Origin of the sequence: Pseudomonas sp. BJa5 (assembly GCF_030272875.2) — a bacterium.
GTDB lineage: Bacteria > Pseudomonadota > Gammaproteobacteria > Pseudomonadales > Pseudomonadaceae > Aquipseudomonas.
In genome coordinates, this window is sequence record NZ_JALRNG020000036.1 from 1 (window position 1) to 18,978 (window position 18,978).

General features: G+C 64.5%; 16 protein-coding genes. 6 read left to right on the forward strand and 10 right to left on the reverse strand.

Translation table 11 applies throughout. From position 1 onward, the window contains the following. Positions 1-222 precede the first annotated feature (222 nt). Genes M2D63_RS19520 through M2D63_RS19530 form a run of 3 tightly spaced genes read right to left on the reverse strand, consistent with a single transcriptional unit; the run spans position 223 to position 2,840 of the window. A complete protein-coding gene (locus M2D63_RS19520; RefSeq protein ID WP_285864636.1) occupies positions 223-378 on the reverse strand; it encodes a DUF2474 domain-containing protein in 156 nt (51 codons plus the stop codon). An 11-nt stretch (positions 379-389) separates the two neighbouring features. After that, complete coding sequence (gene cydB, locus M2D63_RS19525; RefSeq protein ID WP_285864637.1) at positions 390-1,397, reverse strand: cytochrome d ubiquinol oxidase subunit II; 1,008 nt, start codon at positions 1,395-1,397, stop codon at positions 390-392. 3 nt (positions 1,398-1,400) lie between these two features. After that, positions 1,401-2,840, reverse strand: a complete 1,440-nt coding sequence (locus M2D63_RS19530; RefSeq protein WP_285864638.1) for a cytochrome ubiquinol oxidase subunit I — start codon at positions 2,838-2,840, stop codon at positions 1,401-1,403. 358 nt (positions 2,841-3,198) lie between these two features. Here M2D63_RS19530 and M2D63_RS19535 point away from each other — a divergent pair, with 358 nt between their 5' ends. Then, a complete protein-coding gene (locus M2D63_RS19535; protein ID WP_285864639.1) occupies positions 3,199-4,428 on the forward strand; it encodes an MFS transporter in 1,230 nt (409 codons plus the stop codon). 97 nt (positions 4,429-4,525) lie between these two features. On the opposite strand, the gene M2D63_RS19540 is transcribed toward M2D63_RS19535, so the two are convergent. Then, a complete protein-coding gene (locus tag M2D63_RS19540) occupies positions 4,526-5,077 on the reverse strand; it encodes a DJ-1 family glyoxalase III (RefSeq protein WP_285864640.1) in 552 nt (183 codons plus the stop codon). Positions 5,078-5,304: 227 nt separating this feature from the next. On the opposite strand from M2D63_RS19540, the gene M2D63_RS19545 reads away from it, so the two are divergent. Then, positions 5,305-6,600, forward strand: a complete 1,296-nt coding sequence (locus tag M2D63_RS19545) for an NCS2 family permease (RefSeq protein WP_285864641.1) — start codon at positions 5,305-5,307, stop codon at positions 6,598-6,600. Further along, positions 6,597-7,682, forward strand: a complete 1,086-nt coding sequence (gene trmA, locus M2D63_RS19550) for a tRNA (uridine(54)-C5)-methyltransferase TrmA (protein WP_285864642.1) — start codon at positions 6,597-6,599, stop codon at positions 7,680-7,682. Before M2D63_RS19545 ends, trmA begins: the two co-directional genes overlap by 4 nt. A 39-nt stretch (positions 7,683-7,721) precedes the next feature. Here the strand turns inward: trmA and M2D63_RS19555 are convergent, their stop codons facing one another. After that, positions 7,722-8,906 carry an alkaline phosphatase family protein gene (locus M2D63_RS19555; RefSeq protein WP_285864643.1) on the reverse strand — a complete coding sequence of 395 codons (1,185 nt, stop codon included), beginning with the start codon at positions 8,904-8,906 and terminating at the stop codon, positions 7,722-7,724. A gap of 160 nt (positions 8,907-9,066) precedes the next feature. On the opposite strand from M2D63_RS19555, the gene M2D63_RS19560 reads away from it, so the two are divergent. Then, entirely contained in the window at positions 9,067-9,927 is an 861-nt protein-coding gene (locus M2D63_RS19560; protein WP_285864644.1) for a shikimate dehydrogenase, read from the forward strand. A gap of 184 nt (positions 9,928-10,111) precedes the next feature. On the opposite strand, the gene M2D63_RS19565 is transcribed toward M2D63_RS19560, so the two are convergent. Next, a complete protein-coding gene (locus tag M2D63_RS19565) occupies positions 10,112-10,780 on the reverse strand; it encodes a TetR/AcrR family transcriptional regulator (protein ID WP_285864645.1) in 669 nt (222 codons plus the stop codon). A 66-nt stretch (positions 10,781-10,846) separates the two neighbouring features. Then, on the reverse strand, positions 10,847-12,757 hold the full coding sequence (gene quiC, locus M2D63_RS19570; RefSeq protein WP_285864646.1) for a 3-dehydroshikimate dehydratase QuiC: 1,911 nt from the start codon (positions 12,755-12,757) through the stop codon (positions 10,847-10,849). 299 nt (positions 12,758-13,056) lie between these two features. Here quiC and M2D63_RS19575 point away from each other — a divergent pair, with 299 nt between their 5' ends. Beyond that, a complete protein-coding gene (locus M2D63_RS19575) occupies positions 13,057-14,397 on the forward strand; it encodes an MFS transporter (RefSeq protein ID WP_285864647.1) in 1,341 nt (446 codons plus the stop codon). Here M2D63_RS19575 and M2D63_RS19580 read toward each other — a convergent pair. From M2D63_RS19580 to M2D63_RS19590, 3 genes are all read right to left on the reverse strand, one after another. Continuing rightward, positions 14,394-15,272: a DMT family transporter gene (locus tag M2D63_RS19580; protein ID WP_285864648.1), complete on the reverse strand. Its 879-nt coding sequence runs from the start codon at positions 15,270-15,272 to the stop codon at positions 14,394-14,396. The two genes, M2D63_RS19575 and M2D63_RS19580, sit on opposite strands and share 4 nt — an antisense overlap. Positions 15,273-15,288: 16 nt before the next feature. Next, positions 15,289-16,104 (reverse strand): sugar phosphate isomerase/epimerase, encoded by an 816-nt coding sequence (locus M2D63_RS19585; protein ID WP_285864649.1) that lies wholly within the window; start codon positions 16,102-16,104, stop codon positions 15,289-15,291. Positions 16,105-16,259: 155 nt separating this feature from the next. Then, positions 16,260-17,036, reverse strand: coding sequence for an IclR family transcriptional regulator (locus tag M2D63_RS19590; protein WP_285864650.1), 777 nt, complete (start codon positions 17,034-17,036; stop codon positions 16,260-16,262). Between the two features lie 177 nt (positions 17,037-17,213). Here M2D63_RS19590 and M2D63_RS19595 point away from each other — a divergent pair, with 177 nt between their 5' ends. Continuing rightward, positions 17,214-18,932 (forward strand): FAD-dependent oxidoreductase, encoded by a 1,719-nt coding sequence (locus M2D63_RS19595; protein WP_285864651.1) that lies wholly within the window; start codon positions 17,214-17,216, stop codon positions 18,930-18,932. The last annotated feature ends 46 nt before the right edge of the window (positions 18,933-18,978 follow it).

The following is an 18,978-nucleotide window of genomic DNA, read 5'->3' on the forward strand; positions in this document are numbered from 1 at the left end:
GGCCGGATGCAGGAGCAAGCGGTTTTGCCTACTTTTCCCAAGAGAAAAGTAGGCCGCCGTAAAGGCGGAAGGGGCCGACAGCGTCGCCACATGGAATGGATAAGCTCGCAAGTCCAAGGACCATAGCCTCCCCAGGATTCCGTGAAGAACCAAAAAAAACCCTCCGCAGCTGGGGCTGCGAAGGGTTTGAAAATCCGCCGCATGGCGGGATGGGAAGTTGTGTCAGTGGGTGCTAAGGCCTGCAGCGCTCATGAACAGGCGCATCAACCAGGCCACCACCCCCAGGGCCACCACGCTGCCGCCCCAGATCAGGACCAACCAGCCCAGCCGTTGCCAGAGCGGTTTTTTCTCTTCATCGACACTGTGTTTGCCAGTCATGATCGGCCCTCCTAGTGGTAGCCATCTTCATGGGTCACCTTGCCGCGGAACACGTAGTAGCTCCAGAAGGTGTAGCCGAGGATGAACGGGATGATGAACAACGTCCCGACCAGCATGAAGCCCTGGCTTTGTGGCGGCGCGGCCGCCTCCCAGATCGACACCGAAGGCGGAATGATGTTCGGCCACAGGCTGATGCCCAGGCCGCTGTAGCCCAGGAAGATCAGCACCAGGGTCAGCAGGAACGGGGTGTAGTGGGCATTACGCGCCACCGCCCGGAGCAAGCCGTACAAGGTCACCAGTACCAGGATCGGCACCGGCAGGAACCAGAACAGGTTGGGCAGGGTGAACCAGCGCTCGGCGATTTCCGGATGGGCCAGCGGCGTCCAGATACTGACGATACCGGTCACCGCCAGCAGCACCAGCGCCAGCGGACGGGCCAGGTCATGCATCTGCAACTGCAGCTTGCCCTCGGTCTTCATGATCAGCCAGGTGCAGCCGAGCAAGGCGTAGGCGACGATCAGGCCCAGGCCGCAGAACAGGCTGAACGGCGTCAGCCAGTCCAGGGTGCCACCGACAAAGTTGCGGTCGACCACCTTGAAGCCTTCGATGAAGGCGCCCAGGGCCACACCCTGGAAGAAGGTGGCCGCCAGCGAACCGCCGATGAAGGCCTTGTCCCAGAGGTGACGCTTGTCGGCCTTGGCCTTGAAGCGGAATTCGAAGGCCACGCCGCGGAAAATCAGGCCCACCAGCATCAGCATCAACGGCAGGTACAGCGCCGAGAGCACCACCGCATAGGCCATCGGGAAGGCGCCGAACAAGGCCGCGCCACCCAGCACCAGCCAGGTTTCGTTACCGTCCCAGACCGGGGCGACGGTGTTCATCATGACATCGCGGTCCTGCTCGCCCTTGACGAAGGGGAAGAGAATGCCGATCCCCAGGTCGAAACCGTCCATGACCACGTACATCATGATGCCGAAGATAATGATCACGGCCCAGATCAGTGGAAGATCAATACCCATGACTCAGTTCCCCTTGCTCAGGCTGGCGTGTTCGCCGTCTTCAGGATGGTCGTCGGCAGCGGACAGCGGCCGTGCCGGGGTGCGTTTCTGGCCAGGACCACCGGGGTTGGTTTCCTCGCCTTCGCCGGTCTTCGGCCCTTTGCGCACCAGGCGCATCATGTAGCCGATGCCCGCACCGAACAGGGCGAAATAGACCACCACGAACATCACCAGGGTCACCCCCAGCTGGGTATAGCTATGGTTGGAGACACCGTCGGCGGTGCGCATCAGGCCATAGACCACCCAGGGCTGACGGCCGACTTCGGTGGTGAACCAGCCCGCCAGGATCGCGATCAGGCCGGAGGGGCCCATCCACAGGGTCAGGTACAGGAACGGGCGCGAGCTGTAGAGCTTGTCGCGCTTGCGCAGCCACAGGCTCCAGAGGCCGACCAGGATCATCAGCATGCCCAGGCCGACCATGATGCGAAACGACCAGAACACCACGGTGGAGTTGGGCCGGTCTTCCTTCGGGAACTCCTTCATCGCCGGGACCTGCTTGTCCAGGCTGTGGGTCAGGATGAGGCTGCCCAGGGCCGGAATTTCCAGCTTGAAGTGGGTGGTCTCGGCCTGCATGTCGGGGATGCCGAAGAGGATCAGCGGCGTCGGCTCGTCACCGACATTCTCCCAGTGGCCTTCGATGGCGGCGATTTTCACCGGCTGGTGCTTGAGGGTGTTCAGGCCATGGAAGTCACCGATCACAGCCTGGATCGGGGCGACGATCAGGGCCATCCACATAGCCATCGACAGCATCTTGCGGATCGCCGGGTTGTCACGCCCGCGCAGCAGGTGCCAGGCCGCCGAGGCGCCGACGAAGAACGCCGTGGCGACGAACGCGGCCGTGGCCATGTGCATCAGGCGGTACGGGAAGGACGGGTTGAAGATCACCGCGAACCAGTCCACCGGGACCACGACGCCGTTGACGATCTCGTAGCCCTGGGGTGTCTGCATCCAGCTGTTGGAGGCCAGGATCCAGAAGGTCGAAATGATCGTGCCGATGGCCACCATGACCGTGGCGAAGAAGTGCAGGCCGCGGCCGACACGGTTCCAGCCAAAGAGCATGACGCCGAGGAAACCGGCCTCCAGGAAGAACGCGGTGAGCACTTCATAGGTCAGCAGCGGCCCGGTGATGGAGCCGGCGAAATCGGAGAAGCGGCTCCAGTTGGTGCCGAACTGATAGGCCATGACCAGGCCGGAAACCACCCCCATGCCGAAGTTGACGGCAAAGATTTTCGACCAGAAATGGTAAAGGTCACGGTAGACACTGTTGTTGGTCTTGAGCCACAGCCCTTCGAGTACCGCCAGGTAACTCGCGAGGCCAATGGTGATGGCCGGGAACAGGATGTGAAAGGACACGGTAAACGCGAACTGAATTCGGGCGAGATCAAGGGCCTCTAATCCGAACATAGTGCTTCCTCTGTCAGGTAATCCGGCGTCAGGCCCTGGGCCTTGGCGCCAACTGCCCCCACGGTAGTCGAGTGCGGCTGATTGGAATTGTTCTGGAAACGTCACAGCGCAGGGAATTCGGCCGCATGGCCATACCGTTGCAAATGAAACTATTGATCCAGATCAACGGCTGCTTGAAAGGATAGTCCTGAAAGGCCCGCGCAGTTGTGTGGTTGATTGCCGCAGATCAGTTGTCGCCGATTTTAAGTGCCCCAAAACAGTGCGTTTACCGCACAACGGACAATCCCCCCTGCAACCTGTTGTTACAAGTTGATGATAATCTGCCTCGCCATCCCTTCGCCGAGGCTCTGTTGCGCCGATGTCAGACCAATCGCCGTTGCTGCTGCGCCACCACCGTCCCTTCCTCGCCTTCTGGCTCGCGCGGGTGTGTACCGCCAGCGGCTTCCAGATGCTGACCGTGGCCATCGGCTGGCACCTGTATCAGTTGACCGGCAATGTGCTCGACCTCGGTTTGGTGGGCCTGGTGGAGTTCGCCCCACGGGTGCTGTTCATGCTGCACACCGGCCACGTCGCCGACCGCTTCGACCGCCGCCGTGTCGCCGCCCTGTGCCAGAGCGCCCAGGCGCTGATCGCCGTGGCCCTGGTGGTCGGCAGCAGCACCGACAACGTCACGCGCGAGCTGATCTTCGTCCTCGCCTTCCTGCTCGGCAGCGCCCGCTCCTTTGAAATGCCGGCCACCCAGGCGCTGTTGCCCAACGTGGTGCCGTCCGAGCTGTTTCCCCGGGCCGTGGCCGCGTCGGCGTCGGCGATGCAGGCGGCAACCATCGTCGCTCCGGCCGTGGGCGGCTTTCTCTATGCCTTCGGCAGTACCTGGGTGTATGGCCTGACCGTGCTGCTGTACGTCTGCGCCTGCCTGCTGACCCTCAGCCTCAGCGTGCGCGCCCAGCGCCCGCAGCAGGGCCGCGCCAGCCTGGAGTCGCTACTGGCCGGCATCCGCTTCATCCGCAGCCGACCGGACATCCTCGGTGCGATTTCCCTGGACCTGTTCGCCGTGCTGCTGGGCGGTGCCACGGCCCTGCTGCCGGTGTTCGCCAAGGACATCCTGCTGACCGGCCCCTGGGGTCTGGGCCTGCTGCGCTCGGCACCGGCCGTGGGTGCGCTGCTGATGTCGGTGTGGCTGGCGCGCTTCCCGGTGGAGCGCAAGGTGGGACGAGTGATGTTCACCGCCGTGGGCATCTTCGGCGTGGCGACCATTGCCTTCGGCCTGTCGACCTCGTTCTGGTTTTCCCTGGCGGTGCTGGCAGTGCTCGGCGCGGCCGACATGATCAGCATGGTGATACGCGGTGCCTTCGTGCAGCTGGAGACCCCGGATGAAATGCGCGGCCGGGTCAGCGCGGTGAACGGGCTGTTCATCGGTGCCTCCAACCAGCTCGGCGAATTCGAGTCGGGGCTGACCGCGCACTGGTTCGGCACGGTGCCGGCGGTGGTACTGGGCGGGGTCGGCACCTTGGTGGTGACCGGGGTGTGGATCAAGCTGTTCCCGACCCTGGCGGCGCGGGATCATATGCACAGCAAGCCCCGGGGCTGACCTTCAGGGCGATCGGTGGGAGCGGGCTTGCCCCGCGATGCAAATGAAATCGCAGCACCGCATCGCGGGGCAAGCCCGCTCCCACAACTGCGGTCGGTCAAACCCGCAACGGCCCCGCCACCTGCGCCCTGGCCGCCTTGCCGGCCAATTGCTCCACCAGCGTCAGGGCAAAGTCCAGCGCAGCGCCCGAAGCCTGGGCGGTGATGCAGTTACCATCCACCACCACCGGCTGGTCGACATAATTGCACCCGGACAGGTGCTGGCTGACATCGGGATGGCAGGTCATGCGCCGCTGGCGCAACACACCAAAGGCCTGCAACGCCAAGGCCGGCGCCTCGGCAATGCCGGCAAACAGCTTCCCGGCCCGGGCCTGCTCGACCATCCGCTGCTGCAAGGGCTGGTGCGCGGCCATGTGCTTGGCACCGATGACACCGCCAGGCAGCACGATCAGCTCAAACGGCTGGGCGAGGATATCCACCAGCATGCCGTCGGCGGTCAGGCGCGTCCCGCGGGCGCAGGTGAGCATCCGTCGCCCTTCGATGCTGCCCACCACCACCTCTACCTTGGCGCGGCGCAACACGTCGATCAGGGTCACGCATTGCAGGTCGTCAACGCCTTCGGCAACTACGATCAGGGCTCTATGGCTCATGGGCGTTCTCCTGTGGCTGTCTTTCAAGCGTAGTTGATCGGGAAAAACGCCCTGAAACTGCGCACATCTTCTGTGTATCGAGACATTGATTACCCCTTGGCGAGCATGCTGGTATGATGCGCGGCTTTTTTCCGGCCCAATCAACTTGCACACCCACCGGTACGGTCTGTGCTTTGCTGAGGGGGTCGATACATTCACGGCGCCGGGGCGCGCCACGGGGAGCAGGCATGCTGGAAAGGCTGTTTCAACTAAAAGCACACGACACCAACGTGCGCACCGAGATTCTCGCGGGCGTCACGACCTTCCTGGCCATGGCCTACATTCTGTTCGTCAACCCGAGCATCCTCGGCGAGACCGGCATGGACAAGGGCGCGCTGTTCGTCGCCACCTGCCTGGCCGCGGCCATCGGCTCGACCACCATGGGCCTGATCGCCAACTACCCGATCGCCCTGGCACCGGGCATGGGCCTGAACGCCTTCTTCACCTACACCGTGGTCCTGCACATGGGCCACACCTGGCAGGTGGCCCTGGGCGCGGTGTTCATCTCGGCGGTGTGCTTCTTCCTGCTGTCGATCTTTCGCATCCGGGAGTGGATCGTCAACAGCATCCCGCTGCCGCTGCGCTCGGCGATTGCCGCCGGTATCGGCCTGTTCCTGGCGCTGATCGCCCTGCACAACGCAGGTATCGTCGTCGATAACAAGGCCACCCTGGTGGGCCTGGGCGACCTCAAGCAACCGGCACCGATCCTCGCCACCCTGGGCTTCTTCCTGATCGTCGCCCTGGAGTCGCTGAAGGTCCGTGGCGCCGTGCTGATCGGCATCCTGGCCGTCACTGGCGCTTCGATCGGCCTGGGCGTCACGCCGTTCGCCGGCGTGGTGTCGATGCCACCTTCGCTGGCCCCGACCTTCCTCGAACTGGACATCAAGGGTGCCCTGGATATCGGCCTGATCAGCGTGATCTTCGCCTTCCTGTTCGTCGACCTGTTCGACAACTCCGGCACCCTGATCGGCGTTGCCAAGCGCGCCGGCCTGATGCGCAAGGACGGCCACATGCCGAAAATGGGCCGGGCCCTGATCGCCGACAGTACCGCGGCCATGGCCGGTTCCCTGCTGGGTACCTCGACCACCACCAGCTATATCGAATCGGCGGCTGGCGTCAGTGCTGGCGGCCGTACCGGCCTGACTGCCATCGTGGTCGCCATCCTGTTCCTGCTGGCGCTGTTCTTCGCTCCACTGGCCGGCAGCGTACCCGCCTTCGCCACTGCACCGGCGCTGCTGTTCGTCGCCGTGCTGATGGCCTCGGGCCTGGCGGAAATAAACTGGGACGACATCACCGAAGCGGCCCCCGTCGTGGTGACCGCCCTGGCCATGCCGCTGACCTATTCGATCGCCAACGGCATCGCTTTCGGTTTCATTACCTGGACCGCGATCAAACTGATCTCCGGCCGTGGCCGTGACCTGAACGCGGCGCTGGTGATCCTGTCTGTCCTGTTCGTCATCAAGCTGGGCTGGTTCAACGCATGAGTGCTGTCTTCGACCCTTCGACCTACACCCAGCAACTCGACGCCAAGGCCGCGCGCCTGCGCGAGCTGCTGGCGCCTTTCGATGCCCCGGAACCTGCGCTGTTCGACTCGCCGCGCGAGCACTATCGCCTGCGCGCCGAGTTCCGCCTGTGGCGCGAGAACGAGCAACGCTTCTACGCAATGTTCGCGCCCGGCGAGAAGTACACGCCGATTCTGATCGAAGACTTCCCCATCGCCAGCCTGCGCATCAACGAACTGATGCCGCGCCTGAAGGCGGCCTGGCAGGCCAGTGCGGCGCTGAGCTTCAAGCTGTTCCAGGTGGAGTTCCTGACCACCCTGGCGGGCGATGCGATGATCACCCTGTGCTACCACCGTCCACTGGACGAGCACTGGGAAGCTGCCGCGCAGCAACTGGCCAGCGACCTGGGGGTCAGCGTCATCGGTCGCTCCAAGGGCAAGCGCGTGGTGATCGGCCGCGACTACGCGGTAGAAGAGCTACAAGTCGCCGGACGCAGCTTCCGCTACCGCCAGCCCGAAGGCGCCTTCACCCAGCCCAACGGCACGGTGAACCAGAAGATGCTCAACTGGGCCTATGAGGCGCTGGGCGAGCGCCAGGACGACCTGCTGGAGCTGTACTGCGGCAACGGCAACTTCACCCTGCCGCTGGCCACCCGGGTGCGCAAGGTGCTGGCCACCGAGATCAGCAAGACCTCGGTCAATGCCGCGCTGCACAACCTGGCCGACAACAACGTGGACAACGTGCGCCTGGTACGCCTGTCGGCCGAGGAACTGACCGAGGCGCTCAACGAGGTGCGGCCGTTCCGCCGCCTGGAAGACATCGACCTCAAGAGCTACCAGTTCGGCAGCGTCTTCGTCGACCCGCCCCGTGCCGGCATGGACCCGGACACCTGCGAGCTGACCCGGCGTTTCGACAACATCCTGTACATCTCCTGCAATCCGGAAACCCTGGCGGCCAACATCGCCCAGTTGCACGACACGCACCGTATCGAGCGCTGCGCGTTGTTCGACCAGTTCCCGTATACGCACCACATGGAGAGTGGGGTGTTGCTGGTTCGGCGGTAATCCCATCGCGGGGCAAGTCGAATCGTCGCACCGCCGCTCCTACACCCTGTAGGAGCGGGCTTGCCCCGCGATCGTCAGCAACGGCACCACCTGATCCTCATCGGTCAACGCCCCATGGTGTCCACGCCACTGGCTGGCATGCTTCTCCACCTCGCTGCGAATGATCCCGCCAGCACCGGTCGGCACCACGATCAAATCGCCAATCCGCGCCTCGGCCTGGCTCAACAGCACATCGCCAAACAACCCGGCGGCAATGGCCTGGGCCTTGGACAGCACCCGGTAGTCGTCACCCAAATGATTCTGCCAGCGCTCATGCACGCGATCCTGCTGCGTCGGCACATACAGATAGCGCGCGCGGATATCGCCAGCGATGGCGCGCACCCCCTCCTGCAACACCGGATCGAGATCGAAGTCGCGCACCCGGGCGCTGTCCAGCGCCAGCATGCCGTGATCGGCGATCACCATCAGTTGCACCTGCTCCGGTAGGCGGCAGGCAATGCTCTGGGCCAGTTGGTCGGCGATCTGCAGTTGCTTGATCCAGCCGTCCGAGCCCGGCCCGAACAGATGCCCGGCGAAATCCAGGTCGCCGAAATAGGCAAAACAGAAGGCCGGCCCCGAGCCCGTCAGCGCTGCGTTGATCAATTCGGGATAGGCGTCGTAGGCCGGCGCCGGAAGTATCCGTCCGGCCTTGTAGATCGCCTGGCTGAACGCGGAGCCGGCGTAGCGGCCGAGCATCACCGTGCTAATGGCGATGCCCTGTTTGCTGGCCACACTCCAGGCATCGGGAGGCACGATGAACGCGCCCGGCGCCGGTGCCGCGACCGGTTCTGCATCGGTCGCAAGCGCTGCCGTGGTCCAGGACAGCGGCGACAGTTCGCTGTGTGCATCCAGGGCAAAACTGCACCCGACAATACCATGGGCGCCACTGCCCAGGCCCGAGGCCACGGAGGCCAGGCTGGTGGCGGTGGTCGCCGGGAAGCCCACACGAAAATGTGAGTCCGGCTGCATCAACGAAGCCAGAAACGGCGCGTGCCGGGCATGGGCCTGCAACAGGTTCCAGCCCAGGCCATCGATCAGCAGCAGGCAGGTGGCCTGCGAGCGGTCGAGGTGGAAACTGTTGCGAAAACCCTGGCCACCGAGGGCAGCGAGGATCGACTGAGTGAGGCTGGCCAGGCCTGGCCAGGTTTCCCCCATCAACTGCGAATCGTTGAACGGCAATGCCATGTCTTGCTCCGTGATCAGGTGCCGAGCAACAGGTTTAGCACAGGGTGTGCGATCAGCGCACAGAAAAGCAGCACGAGCCCCCTGCGCCGATTGACCAAATTAACCAAACGGTACATTTTCATCTAAGGCTTCCTTTCAAGAACAACACTGGAGTTATCCGATGAACCCGGCCCCCTCCCCCGGCATCCTCGCCGGCCTGATCGGCGCAGGCATCCAGGCCTCCCGCACCCCGGCACTGCATGAACACGAAGGCCGTGCCCAGGGCCTGAACTACCTGTACCGGTTGATCGACCTGGACCAGCTCAAGCTCGACAGCAGCGCCCTGGAACAACTGCTCACCGCTGCCGAGACCATGGGCTACACCGGCCTGAACATCACTTTCCCGTGCAAGCAGGCGATCCTGCCGCTACTCGACGAGCTCTCGGACGAAGCCCGGGGCATTGGTGCGGTCAATACCGTGGTGCTCAAGGACGGCAAGCGCGTCGGCCACAACACCGACTGCCTGGGCTTTGCCGAAGGCTTTCGCCGGGGGCTGAGCGACGCGCCACGCAACCAGGTGGTGCAGATGGGCGCCGGCGGCGCCGGGGCGGCGGTGGCCCATGCGCTGCTGGCCGAAGGGGTTGGCCAACTGACCGTGTTCGATGTCGAACTGGCCCGCGCCCAGGCGCTGGTGGACAACCTCAACGCCCACTTCGAGGGCAGCCGCGCCCGCGTCGGCCATGAGCTGCAAAGCGCCCTGGCCAGCGCCGACGGCCTGGTCAACACCACGCCCATGGGCATGGCCAAACTGCCGGGGATGCCGGTGCCCAAGGCCTTGCTGCGGGCGCAGCTGTGGGTCGCGGAGATCGTCTACTTTCCGCTGGAAACCGAGTTGCTGCGTGAAGCCCGGGCACTGGGCTGCCGTACCTTGGATGGCTCGAACATGGCGGTGTTCCAGGCGGTGAAGGCGTTTGAACTGTTCAGCGGGCGCGAGGCGGATGCGGCGCGGATGCTGGCGCATTTCGGGCGCATGGGCAGCTGAAAAGCATCGCAGGGCTTATGGGAGCAACTGCCTTTGTGGGAGCTGGCGCAGCCTGCGATCGACTGCACAGCAGTCGCAATCCGGCCACCTCATTGAGTCAGATGCACTGAGGCGGTCTGGTTTTACGGCCGCTTCGCGCCCGATCGCAGCCTATCGGCAGCTCCCACAAAGTCCGAGGGCAATTTCAGGCCTGCAGATAGCGCAACACCGACTCGCAGATCATCTCCCGATGGCGGTCCTTGATCGCCTTGTCCTCGAACTCCACCTGGAAGATCTCGCCAAAGGTGTGCCGGTTCGAGACCCGATAGAAACAGAACGAACTGATCAACAGGTGCACATCCAGCGCCTCCAGGCCCTGGCGGAACACGCCCTCGTCGGCGCCACGCTTGAGCAACTCATCCAGCGCCATCAACACGGTCTTGTTCATCGAACGAATGGCCGAGGAGCGCTTCACATACTCGCCATGGTGCATGTTCTCGTTGCAGACGATGCGCACGAAATCGACATTGCGGTCATGGTGGTCGAAGGTGAATTCCACCAGCCGGCGTATGCCCTGGCGCGGCTCGAGCTCGGCCAGGTGCAGGCTGCTTTCGGTGCTGCGGATATCCCCGTAGAGCTTCTCCAGCACCTCTACATACAACTGCTCCTTGCTGTTGAAGTAGTAGTAGATCATGCGCTTGGAGGTGTGGGTGCGCTCGGCGATGGCATCGACCCGGGCACCGGCCAGGCCCTGCTGGACGAATTCGCTGATCGCCGCCTGCAGGATGTTCTCGCGGGTCTTTTCCGGGTTGTTCTTGCGGCCCTTGCGCAGCGCCGGTCCGGGCGCTGCGCCAAGTGCTGGGGTAGTCGTCATACGGGACTCTTGGCCAACGGTTAACCCGGTGATTATGAGCCCCGGGACTTGAGGAAGAAAGCCTGACTACAAACGCGCCGGCGCCGGCGACCCGCCCCGCGCCTTGGCCATGGCGGCCAGACGCACGGCCACGTTGGCCGCACCATAACCGCTGTAGCCATTGCGCCGCTGGATGATCTCGAAGAAGAAGCGCTCCTCGAACGGCTCGGTGTACACGTGGAACAGCTCGCCGCCCTGGGCATCGCGGTCGTAGAGCACGTTGTAGTAGGCCAGTTCGCTCAAGAACTCGTCGTTGAAATCGAAGCGCGCCGCCAGGTCATCGTAGTAGTTCAGCGGGATGTCCAGCAGGGCCACGCCGGACTCCTTGGCCTGCTTGACCGCGGCGAAGATGTCGGCGCAATCGAAGGCGATATGGTGCACGCCCGAGCCGCGATAGTGCGACAGCGCGTGGGCGATGGCGGTGTTGCGGTTCTCCGAGATATTCAGTGGCAGGCGGATCGAGCTGCAACGACTGCGCAGCGCCCGGCTCTTGACCAGGCCATAGGGGTCGGGCAGCACCACTTCGTCGTCGGCGGTGAAATCCAGCACGCTCTTGTAGAACAGCGCCCAGCTGTCCAGGCCGTCGGCCGGCAAGGCCAGGGCCATGTGGTCGATGCGCGTCAGCCCCAGGCTGTTGGCCGGTTGCTGCTGCAGGCTGAAGTCGGTGTCATAGATGGTCCGGCCTTCGGCGTCCTGGTCGACCAGGTAGATCAGGCTGCCGTCCGGTGCCCGCACCGCCGCCAGTTCACGCTCGTTGGGCCCGACCAGACCGCGGTAGGGTTGCCCCTGGTAGGCCACTGCCCGGGCCAGGGCCTGGGCGCTGTCCTTGACCCGGATGGCCGTGGCACACAGCGAAGGCCCATGGCTTTCGAAGAAGTTGTGGGCGAAGGAATAGGGTTCGGCATTGAGGATCAGGTTGATGTCACCCTGGCGCAGCAGGCTGACGTTCTTCGAGCGGTGTACGCCGGCACGGGCGAAGCCCAGGCGCTCCAGCCAGTTACCCAGCTTGGCGCCCAGGGCGTCGTCCACGGCGAATTCGAGAAACTCGATGCCATCGTAGGCGCTGGCTGCCGGTGGTGCGAACAGCAGTTCATCCTGCGCCAGCGGCACGCTCTGCTGGGCGAGGCGCTGGCGGGTCTTTTCCTCCAGGTACAGCAGCGAACGCAGGCCGTCAGCGGCATTGGCCCGGGGCGGCGCGGCGCGGAAGCCGTCGTTGAAGATCTCCAGCGACAGGGGCCCGTCATAGCCGCTGGCCAGGATCGGCGCAAGAAAGCCCGCCAGGTCGAATTCGCCCTGCCCCGGGAAGCAGCGGAAATGCCGGCTCCACTCCAGCACATCCATGGCCAGCAGGGGCGCGTCGGCCATCTGCACGAAGAAGATCTTGTCGCCAGGGACCTGGGCGATGCCCCGTGGGTCGCCCTTGAGCGACAAGGTGTGGAAGCTGTCGAGAATCATCCCGAGGCTGCGGTGGTCGGCGGCCTGGACGATGTCCCAGACCTGCTCCCAGGTGTTCACATGCCGGCCCCAGGCCAGGGCCTCGTAGCCGATGCGCAGGTCGCGGGCGCCGGCGCGCTCGGCCAGCAGACGCAGGTCGTCGACCAGCACCTGGCGCTCGCCGATGGCGTCGGCGGCGACGTTGCTGCACACCAGCACCAGATCGGTGCCCAGCTCCTGCATCAGGTCGAACTTGCGCTCGGCGCGGTCGAGGTTGCGGGCCAGGCGATCGCGGCGACAGCCCTCGAAGTCGCGAAACGGCTGGAACAGGGTGATTGCCAGGCCCAGGTCGGCGCAACGCTGGCGGATTTCCCGCGGGCTGCCGGCGTAGTACAGCAAGTCATTCTCGAAGATCTCGACACCCTCGAAGCCTGCGGCGGCAATGGCTTCGAGTTTTTCAGGCAGGGTACCGCTCAAGGACACGGTGGCAATCGAACGCTGCATTTTTCTGGCTCCGATGGGCAGGCAATTCCCGGATGCTGTGATTATTGGCGGCGAACAAAATTTGCTCAATTGAAAAGGTACTAACTGGTTAGTTTTGTGTTCGATTATCGCCCATAATAGCGCTCAACGAATTGACCCTTTTTTGACCACAGGCGCACCATTTCGACACCGGGCAGTGTTGCTCGAACGGCCAAAAGCCATTCGACCCCTGCCATTCACACGACAGCCGACACCCCGGCGTCCTGAGCGTTGCGTGACCCAAGGCTCGACCCATAAACATAAAAACGGGTACTCCTCCCATGATCCATTCGCACAGCACCCGCATGGCCCAGCCGCAGGCCAGCACCCCGCATGCCGGCATCGGCGACAAGATCCGTGGCGCCATGGCTGTCGGCAAGACCCGCTGGGTCATGCTGGCCCTGGTGTTCTTCGCCACCACCCTGAACTACATCGACCGCGCCGCCCTGGGCGTCATGCAGCCGATCCTGGCCAAGGAAATGAGCTGGACGGCGATGGATTACGCCAACATCAACTTCTGGTTCCAGGTCGGCTACGCCATCGGCTTCGTCCTCCAGGGCCGGTTGATCGACCGCATCGGCGTCAAGCGCGTGTTCTTCTGCGCCGTGCTGCTCTGGAGCCTGGCCACCGGCGCTCATGGCCTGGCCACCTCGGCGGTGGGCTTCATGGTCTGCCGCTTCATCCTCGGCCTGACCGAAGCAGCCAACTACCCGGCCTGCGTCAAGACCACCCGCCTGTGGTTCCCGGCCGGCGAGCGCGCGGTGGCCACCGGTATCTTCAATGCCGGCACCAACGTCGGCGCCATGTTCACCCCTATGCTGCTGCCACTGGTGCTGACGATCTGGGGCTGGCAGGCCGCGTTCCTCGGCATGGCGATGCTGGGCCTGGTGTGGGTGGTGTTCTGGGGCCTGAAGTACTTCAACCCCGAGAACCATCCGACGGTGAGCAAGGAAGAACTGGCCTACGTACAGAGTGAAGTGGAACCGGAACAGGCCCGCGTGCCGTTCTCGCGAATCCTGCGCATGCGCGGGACCTGGGCCTTCGCCCTGGCCTATTCGATCACCGCGCCGGTGTTCTGGTTCTACCTGTACTGGCTGCCACCGTTCCTCAACCAGCAATACAGCCTGGGCATCAGCGTCACCCAGATGGGCATTCCGCTGATCGTCATCTACGTCTGTGCCGACTTCGGCAGCGTCGGGGGCGGCATACTCTCGTCGTTCCTGATCGGCCGCGGCATGGCCCCGGTCAAGGCGCGCCTGTTGTCGATGCTGCTGTTCGCCTCGACCATCATCAGCGTGATCTTCGCCGCCGGCGCCAGCAGCCTGTGGGTCGCGGTACTGGCCATCTCCCTGGCGATCGCCGCGCACCAGGCCTGGACTGCCAATATCTGGAGCCTGGTGATGGACTACACGCCCAAGCACATGATGAGCACGGTGTTCGGCTTCGGCGGCATGTGCGCGGCCATTGGCGGGATGTTCATGACCCAGCTGGTCGGCTACATCCTGACCACCACCAATAACAACTACGCCTTGCTGTTCACCCTGATCCCGGCCATGTACTTCATTGCCCTGGTGTGGATGTACCTGATGGCCCCGCGCAAGGTACCTGAAGTCAAAGCCTAGGGCTTGCGCTGCAACCAGGCAGCGCCCAGCCCGCTGAGGCAGATCAGTGCAATACCGACCAGCCCGGCCATGTCCGGGCTGTGTCCGAACAGCACCAGGCCGAGTATCCCGGCAAACACGATCTGGCAGTAACTGAACGGCGCCAGCATGGCCGGCGGGGCATGGCGGAACGCCTGGGTCAGGAACAGGTGCGCGGTCATCCCGCAGGTGCCCAGCGCCACCGCCATCAGGCCGTGCACCAGCGTCGGGGTCTGCCAGAACATCGGCACGATGGCGCTCATCACCAAGGTGTTGAGCAGGCCGGTGAAAAAGTTGCTGGTGGTCGGGCTGTCGGTGCCACTGAGCTTGCGGGTCAGCAACTGGTAGAAGCAGAAGCACAGCGCCGAACCGAAGGGCAGCAACACCGCCGGTTTGAACAGCGCACCGCCGGGATGGATGATCACCGTCACCCCGACGAAACTCACCAGCACCGCCACCCACTGGCCACGGGTCACCTTCTCGCCCAATAGCGGCAGCGACAGCGCCGTCACCAGCAAGGGCGCGAGGAAGTTGACCGCCGTGGCTTCGGCCAATGGAATGTACTGCAAGGCCGTGGTGAACAGCAGGCTGGTGCCCAGCAGGCACAACGCACGCAACGCCTGCAGGCCGGGCCGGCGGGTACGCAGCACGCGCAAGCCCGACTGCGGCAGGAAGATCGCCATCATCAGCAGGGTATGCACCAGGTAACGGGCCCAGACCACCCAGAGAATCGGATAGAACCCGGCCAGGTACTTGGACAGGGCATCGTGGCTGGCGAATAGGAAGGTCGCCAGCACCACCAGCAGAATGCCCCGCAGTGGCTGGCTGGATTGGGTAAGCGCTGTGGGACGGGGCATGCAATCGGCTCGCGAGTTAGTGCTGCAGGAGCAGCTGACGGGTCTTATCAAGGGCCATCCGGGCCCGCTGCAGGGCGCTGACGCCCTGTTCATACAGGTGTCGCGTGGGGATTTCCAGGCTCAAGGGGATCGACGCCGGCAGGCTGCTCAGCAATCCTGCCAGGTCGCAATCGCCGTCACCGGGAAAACGCCGCTCGTTACGGGCCTGACGCAAGATCTCGGCCATGTCGTCGGGCCGCGGCCCGGCCACATCGCACAACTGAGCATACCGCAGGCGCGAAGGCGCGACCTGGCGCAGTTCCTCCAGCGACGAGGCCGAACGGTCGAAGTGGAAGGCATCGACCAGCACGCAGCCGTTGTCGCGCCCGGCGGCCTCGACGATGCGCAGGGCCTGGGTGAGGTTCCTGGCGTCGGTCCAGGGCATGAATTCCAGGTGCGGATGCAGGCCGTACTGCCCGGCCAGGTCGCACAGGGCGGTGAAGTTCTCGGTCAGGCGCTGCTCGTCGGGGTCATTGCCGGCCACCAGCAATTCACTTGCGCCGAATTCGGCGCCCACGGCCAGCAGCGCCTCGAAGTCGGCGACACGGGTTTCGGCCTTCAGGCGCAGGATCTCCACATCCAGCACCCGGATCCCGGTGTCGCGCAGGCGCGCGGCGGTACGCCGGCGCAGGTCGGCATCGCTCACCAGAGGGAAGTGATGCTCCTCGGGCGTGGCCGGCTCCAGGCGCAGGCCGACATGGCTGTAGCCGGCGCGGGCGGCGACTTCGACCATCTCTTCGGGAGAGAGCTCGAGGACGGTCAGGGCGGCCAGGGACAAGACGGGTTGACTCATGGGGATGATCTCAGCTTGTTTTTTATTATTTAGAACCTAGTTCCAATTTCAACGCAAGCTAAAAAATACCCCTCCCTGTAGGAGCGGGCTTGCCCCGCGATTGCGCTGTGTCAGTCACATCGAATCGCGGGGCAAGCCCGCTCCTACAGATTCAATCAGGAGAACAGTTCAGAAGCCGGGCTCGCCGCCGACAGCTCCGCCGCTGCCGCCAGCAGCACCGGCGCCAGCTCGTGCATGCGCGCCTCGCTCATCCGCGCACTGGGTCCGGCCACGCTGAGCACGCCGACCGCATGCCCGTCCAGCGGATGACGAACCACCGCCGCCAGTGCCGAAGTACCCACCGCCGAGCTTTCCACCACCCAGGCATAGCCGTGCTCGCGGGCCAGACGCAGGCGTTCGAGCAGTTCGGCATTGGAGGCCGGGGCGTTGGGGCCGAAGTCTTCGCGCCGGGCGATACCCTGGCGCTCCACCAGCACCAGGGCCTGGGCATCGCTCAGGCTCGACAGCCAGGCATGCCCGGAGGCGGTGTAGAACAGCGGCGCATCGCGGCCCATGTCGGGGTCGTAGCGCAGCCCCGAGCGGGCGCCCTGGGCCTTGGCGATCCAGGTCTGGCGATCGCCTTCGATCACCCCCAGGCGCACCAGCTCGCCGGTCTGCTGGGCCAACTGGTCGAGGATCGGCTGGACAATGTCGGCACCACTGCTGGCCAGGTAGCGAAAACCCATGGCCACCAGCCGGGTGCTCAAGTGGTAGCGGCTGCTTTCCGGGTTTTGCCGCACGTAGCCCAGGCGCATCAGCTCGGCGAGCATGCGATGGGTCGCGCTCTTGGGAATCTGCAGCTCTTCGGCCAGGGTCTGCAGGGCAACGCCCCGGGGCTCGCTGGTAAGGCGTTCAACGAGGTTGAACGCACGTTCTATCTGACTGCCGGCCATGGTCACGGTCCCTGAAAATTTTGCCGATTCTAAAGAGCCACGGGCAAAGCGCAAATCACTGTCCGATCTTCGCCCACTTTGTCGCCTGGCCGCTTGGCCCGGATGCGCCTCGAATCATAGAATATGGAATCTGGTTCCAGAATATAACAAAACCCATCGTTCGAGGAGACTGCGCCCATGGCTGCCGATACCCCTACGCCCTCCCCCCTGGACTGCGATGTCCTGGTCATCGGTTCCGGCGCTGCCGGCCTGTCCGCGGCAGTGACCGCCGCCTGGCACGGGCAAAAGGTCATCGTCGTGGAAAAGGATGCGCTGTTCGGCGGCGCCACGGCCTGGTCCGGCGGCTGGATGTGGGTGCCCTGCAATCCCCTGGCGCAACGGGCCGGGATCATCGAAGAACGCTCGGCGCCACGCACCTACCTGGAGCATGAACTGGGCGAGCGCTTCGACGCGCCGATGATCGATGCCTTTCTGCAGGCGGCGCCGCGCATGGTGTCGTTCTTCGAACGGCACACCGCGCTGCAGTTCGCCGATGGCAATGGCATTGCCGACATCCATGGCGACACCCCGGGTGCCGGCACCGGTGGACGCTCGGTGATCGCCGCGCCCTACGACGGTCGCCAAGCCGGCAAGCTGCTCAAGCGCCTGCGCAAGACCCTGCGCGAAACCTCGTTCATGGGCATGCCGATCATGGCCGGCAGCGACCTCACCGCCTTCCTCACCCTGACCCGCTCCTGGCGCTCGCTGCTGCATGTGGGCAAGCGCTTCAGCCGCCACCTGCTGGACCTGGCCATTCATGGCCGGGCCATGCAACTGGTCAATGGCGTGGCTCTGGTGGCGCGCCTGGCCAAATCGGCCGAGGATCTGGGCGTGCTGTTGTGGGAATCGGCACCGGCCAGGTCGCTGATCGAAGAACAAGGGCGTGTGTGTGGCGCCGTCATCGACACCGCCCGCGGCCCGGTGAGCATCCGTGCGCACAAGGCCGTGGTCCTGGCGGCGGGCGGTTTTGCCAACGACATCGAACGGCGCAAGGCGCTGTTCCCGCGTACGCCCACCGGCCATGAACACCTGGCCCTGCCGCCGCTGGGGGTCAACGGTGATGGCCTGCGCCTGGGCGAGAGCGTCGGCGGCCAGGTGGCCGACGACCTGCACAGCCCGGTGGCCTGGGCGCCTGTCTCGCGGGTGCCGCACCGTGACGGCAGCGTGGGCCATTTCCCGCACATCATCGAGCGCGGCAAGCCCGGCATCATCGGCGTGCTGGCCAACGGCAAGCGCTTCGTCAATGAAGCCAACGGATACTTCGACTATGTCAGCGCCATGGTGGCCCAGGCGCCGGGCAACAAGGTCGAGTCGTGGTTGATCTGCAGCCACGCCTTCCAGCGTCGCTACGGCCTGGGCATGTCCCGTCCGTTCCCGCTGCCGCTGCAGCCGTTCGTCAAATCCGGCTACTTGAAGACCGGCGCCACTATCGAAGCCCTGGCCCAGGCCTGCGGCATCGACCCGCAAGGGTTGAGCGCAACGCTCAGCGAATACAACCGGCACGCCCGCAACGGCGAAGACCCGCTGTTCGGACGCGGCTCAACGCCGTACAACCGCAAACAGGGCGACGCCCTGCACGGGCCCAACCCCTGTGTGGCACCGATCGAGCAGGGACCGTTCTATGCAGTGAAAGTCGAGCCGGGGTGCTTTGGCACCTTCGCCGGGCTGCGCACCAACGAGCATGCGCAGGTGCTCGACAGCCAGCGCCAGCCCATTGCCGGGCTGTATGCGGCAGGCACCGACATGGCCAGCATCATGGGCGGGTATTACCCGGCGGGTGGGATCAATCTGGGGCCGGCGGCGACCTTTGGCTACATCGCCGGGCGGCATATTGCCGGGGTGACGGATTACGAATGATCGCGGGGCAAGCCCGCTCCCACAGACCTGTAGGAGCGGGCTTGCC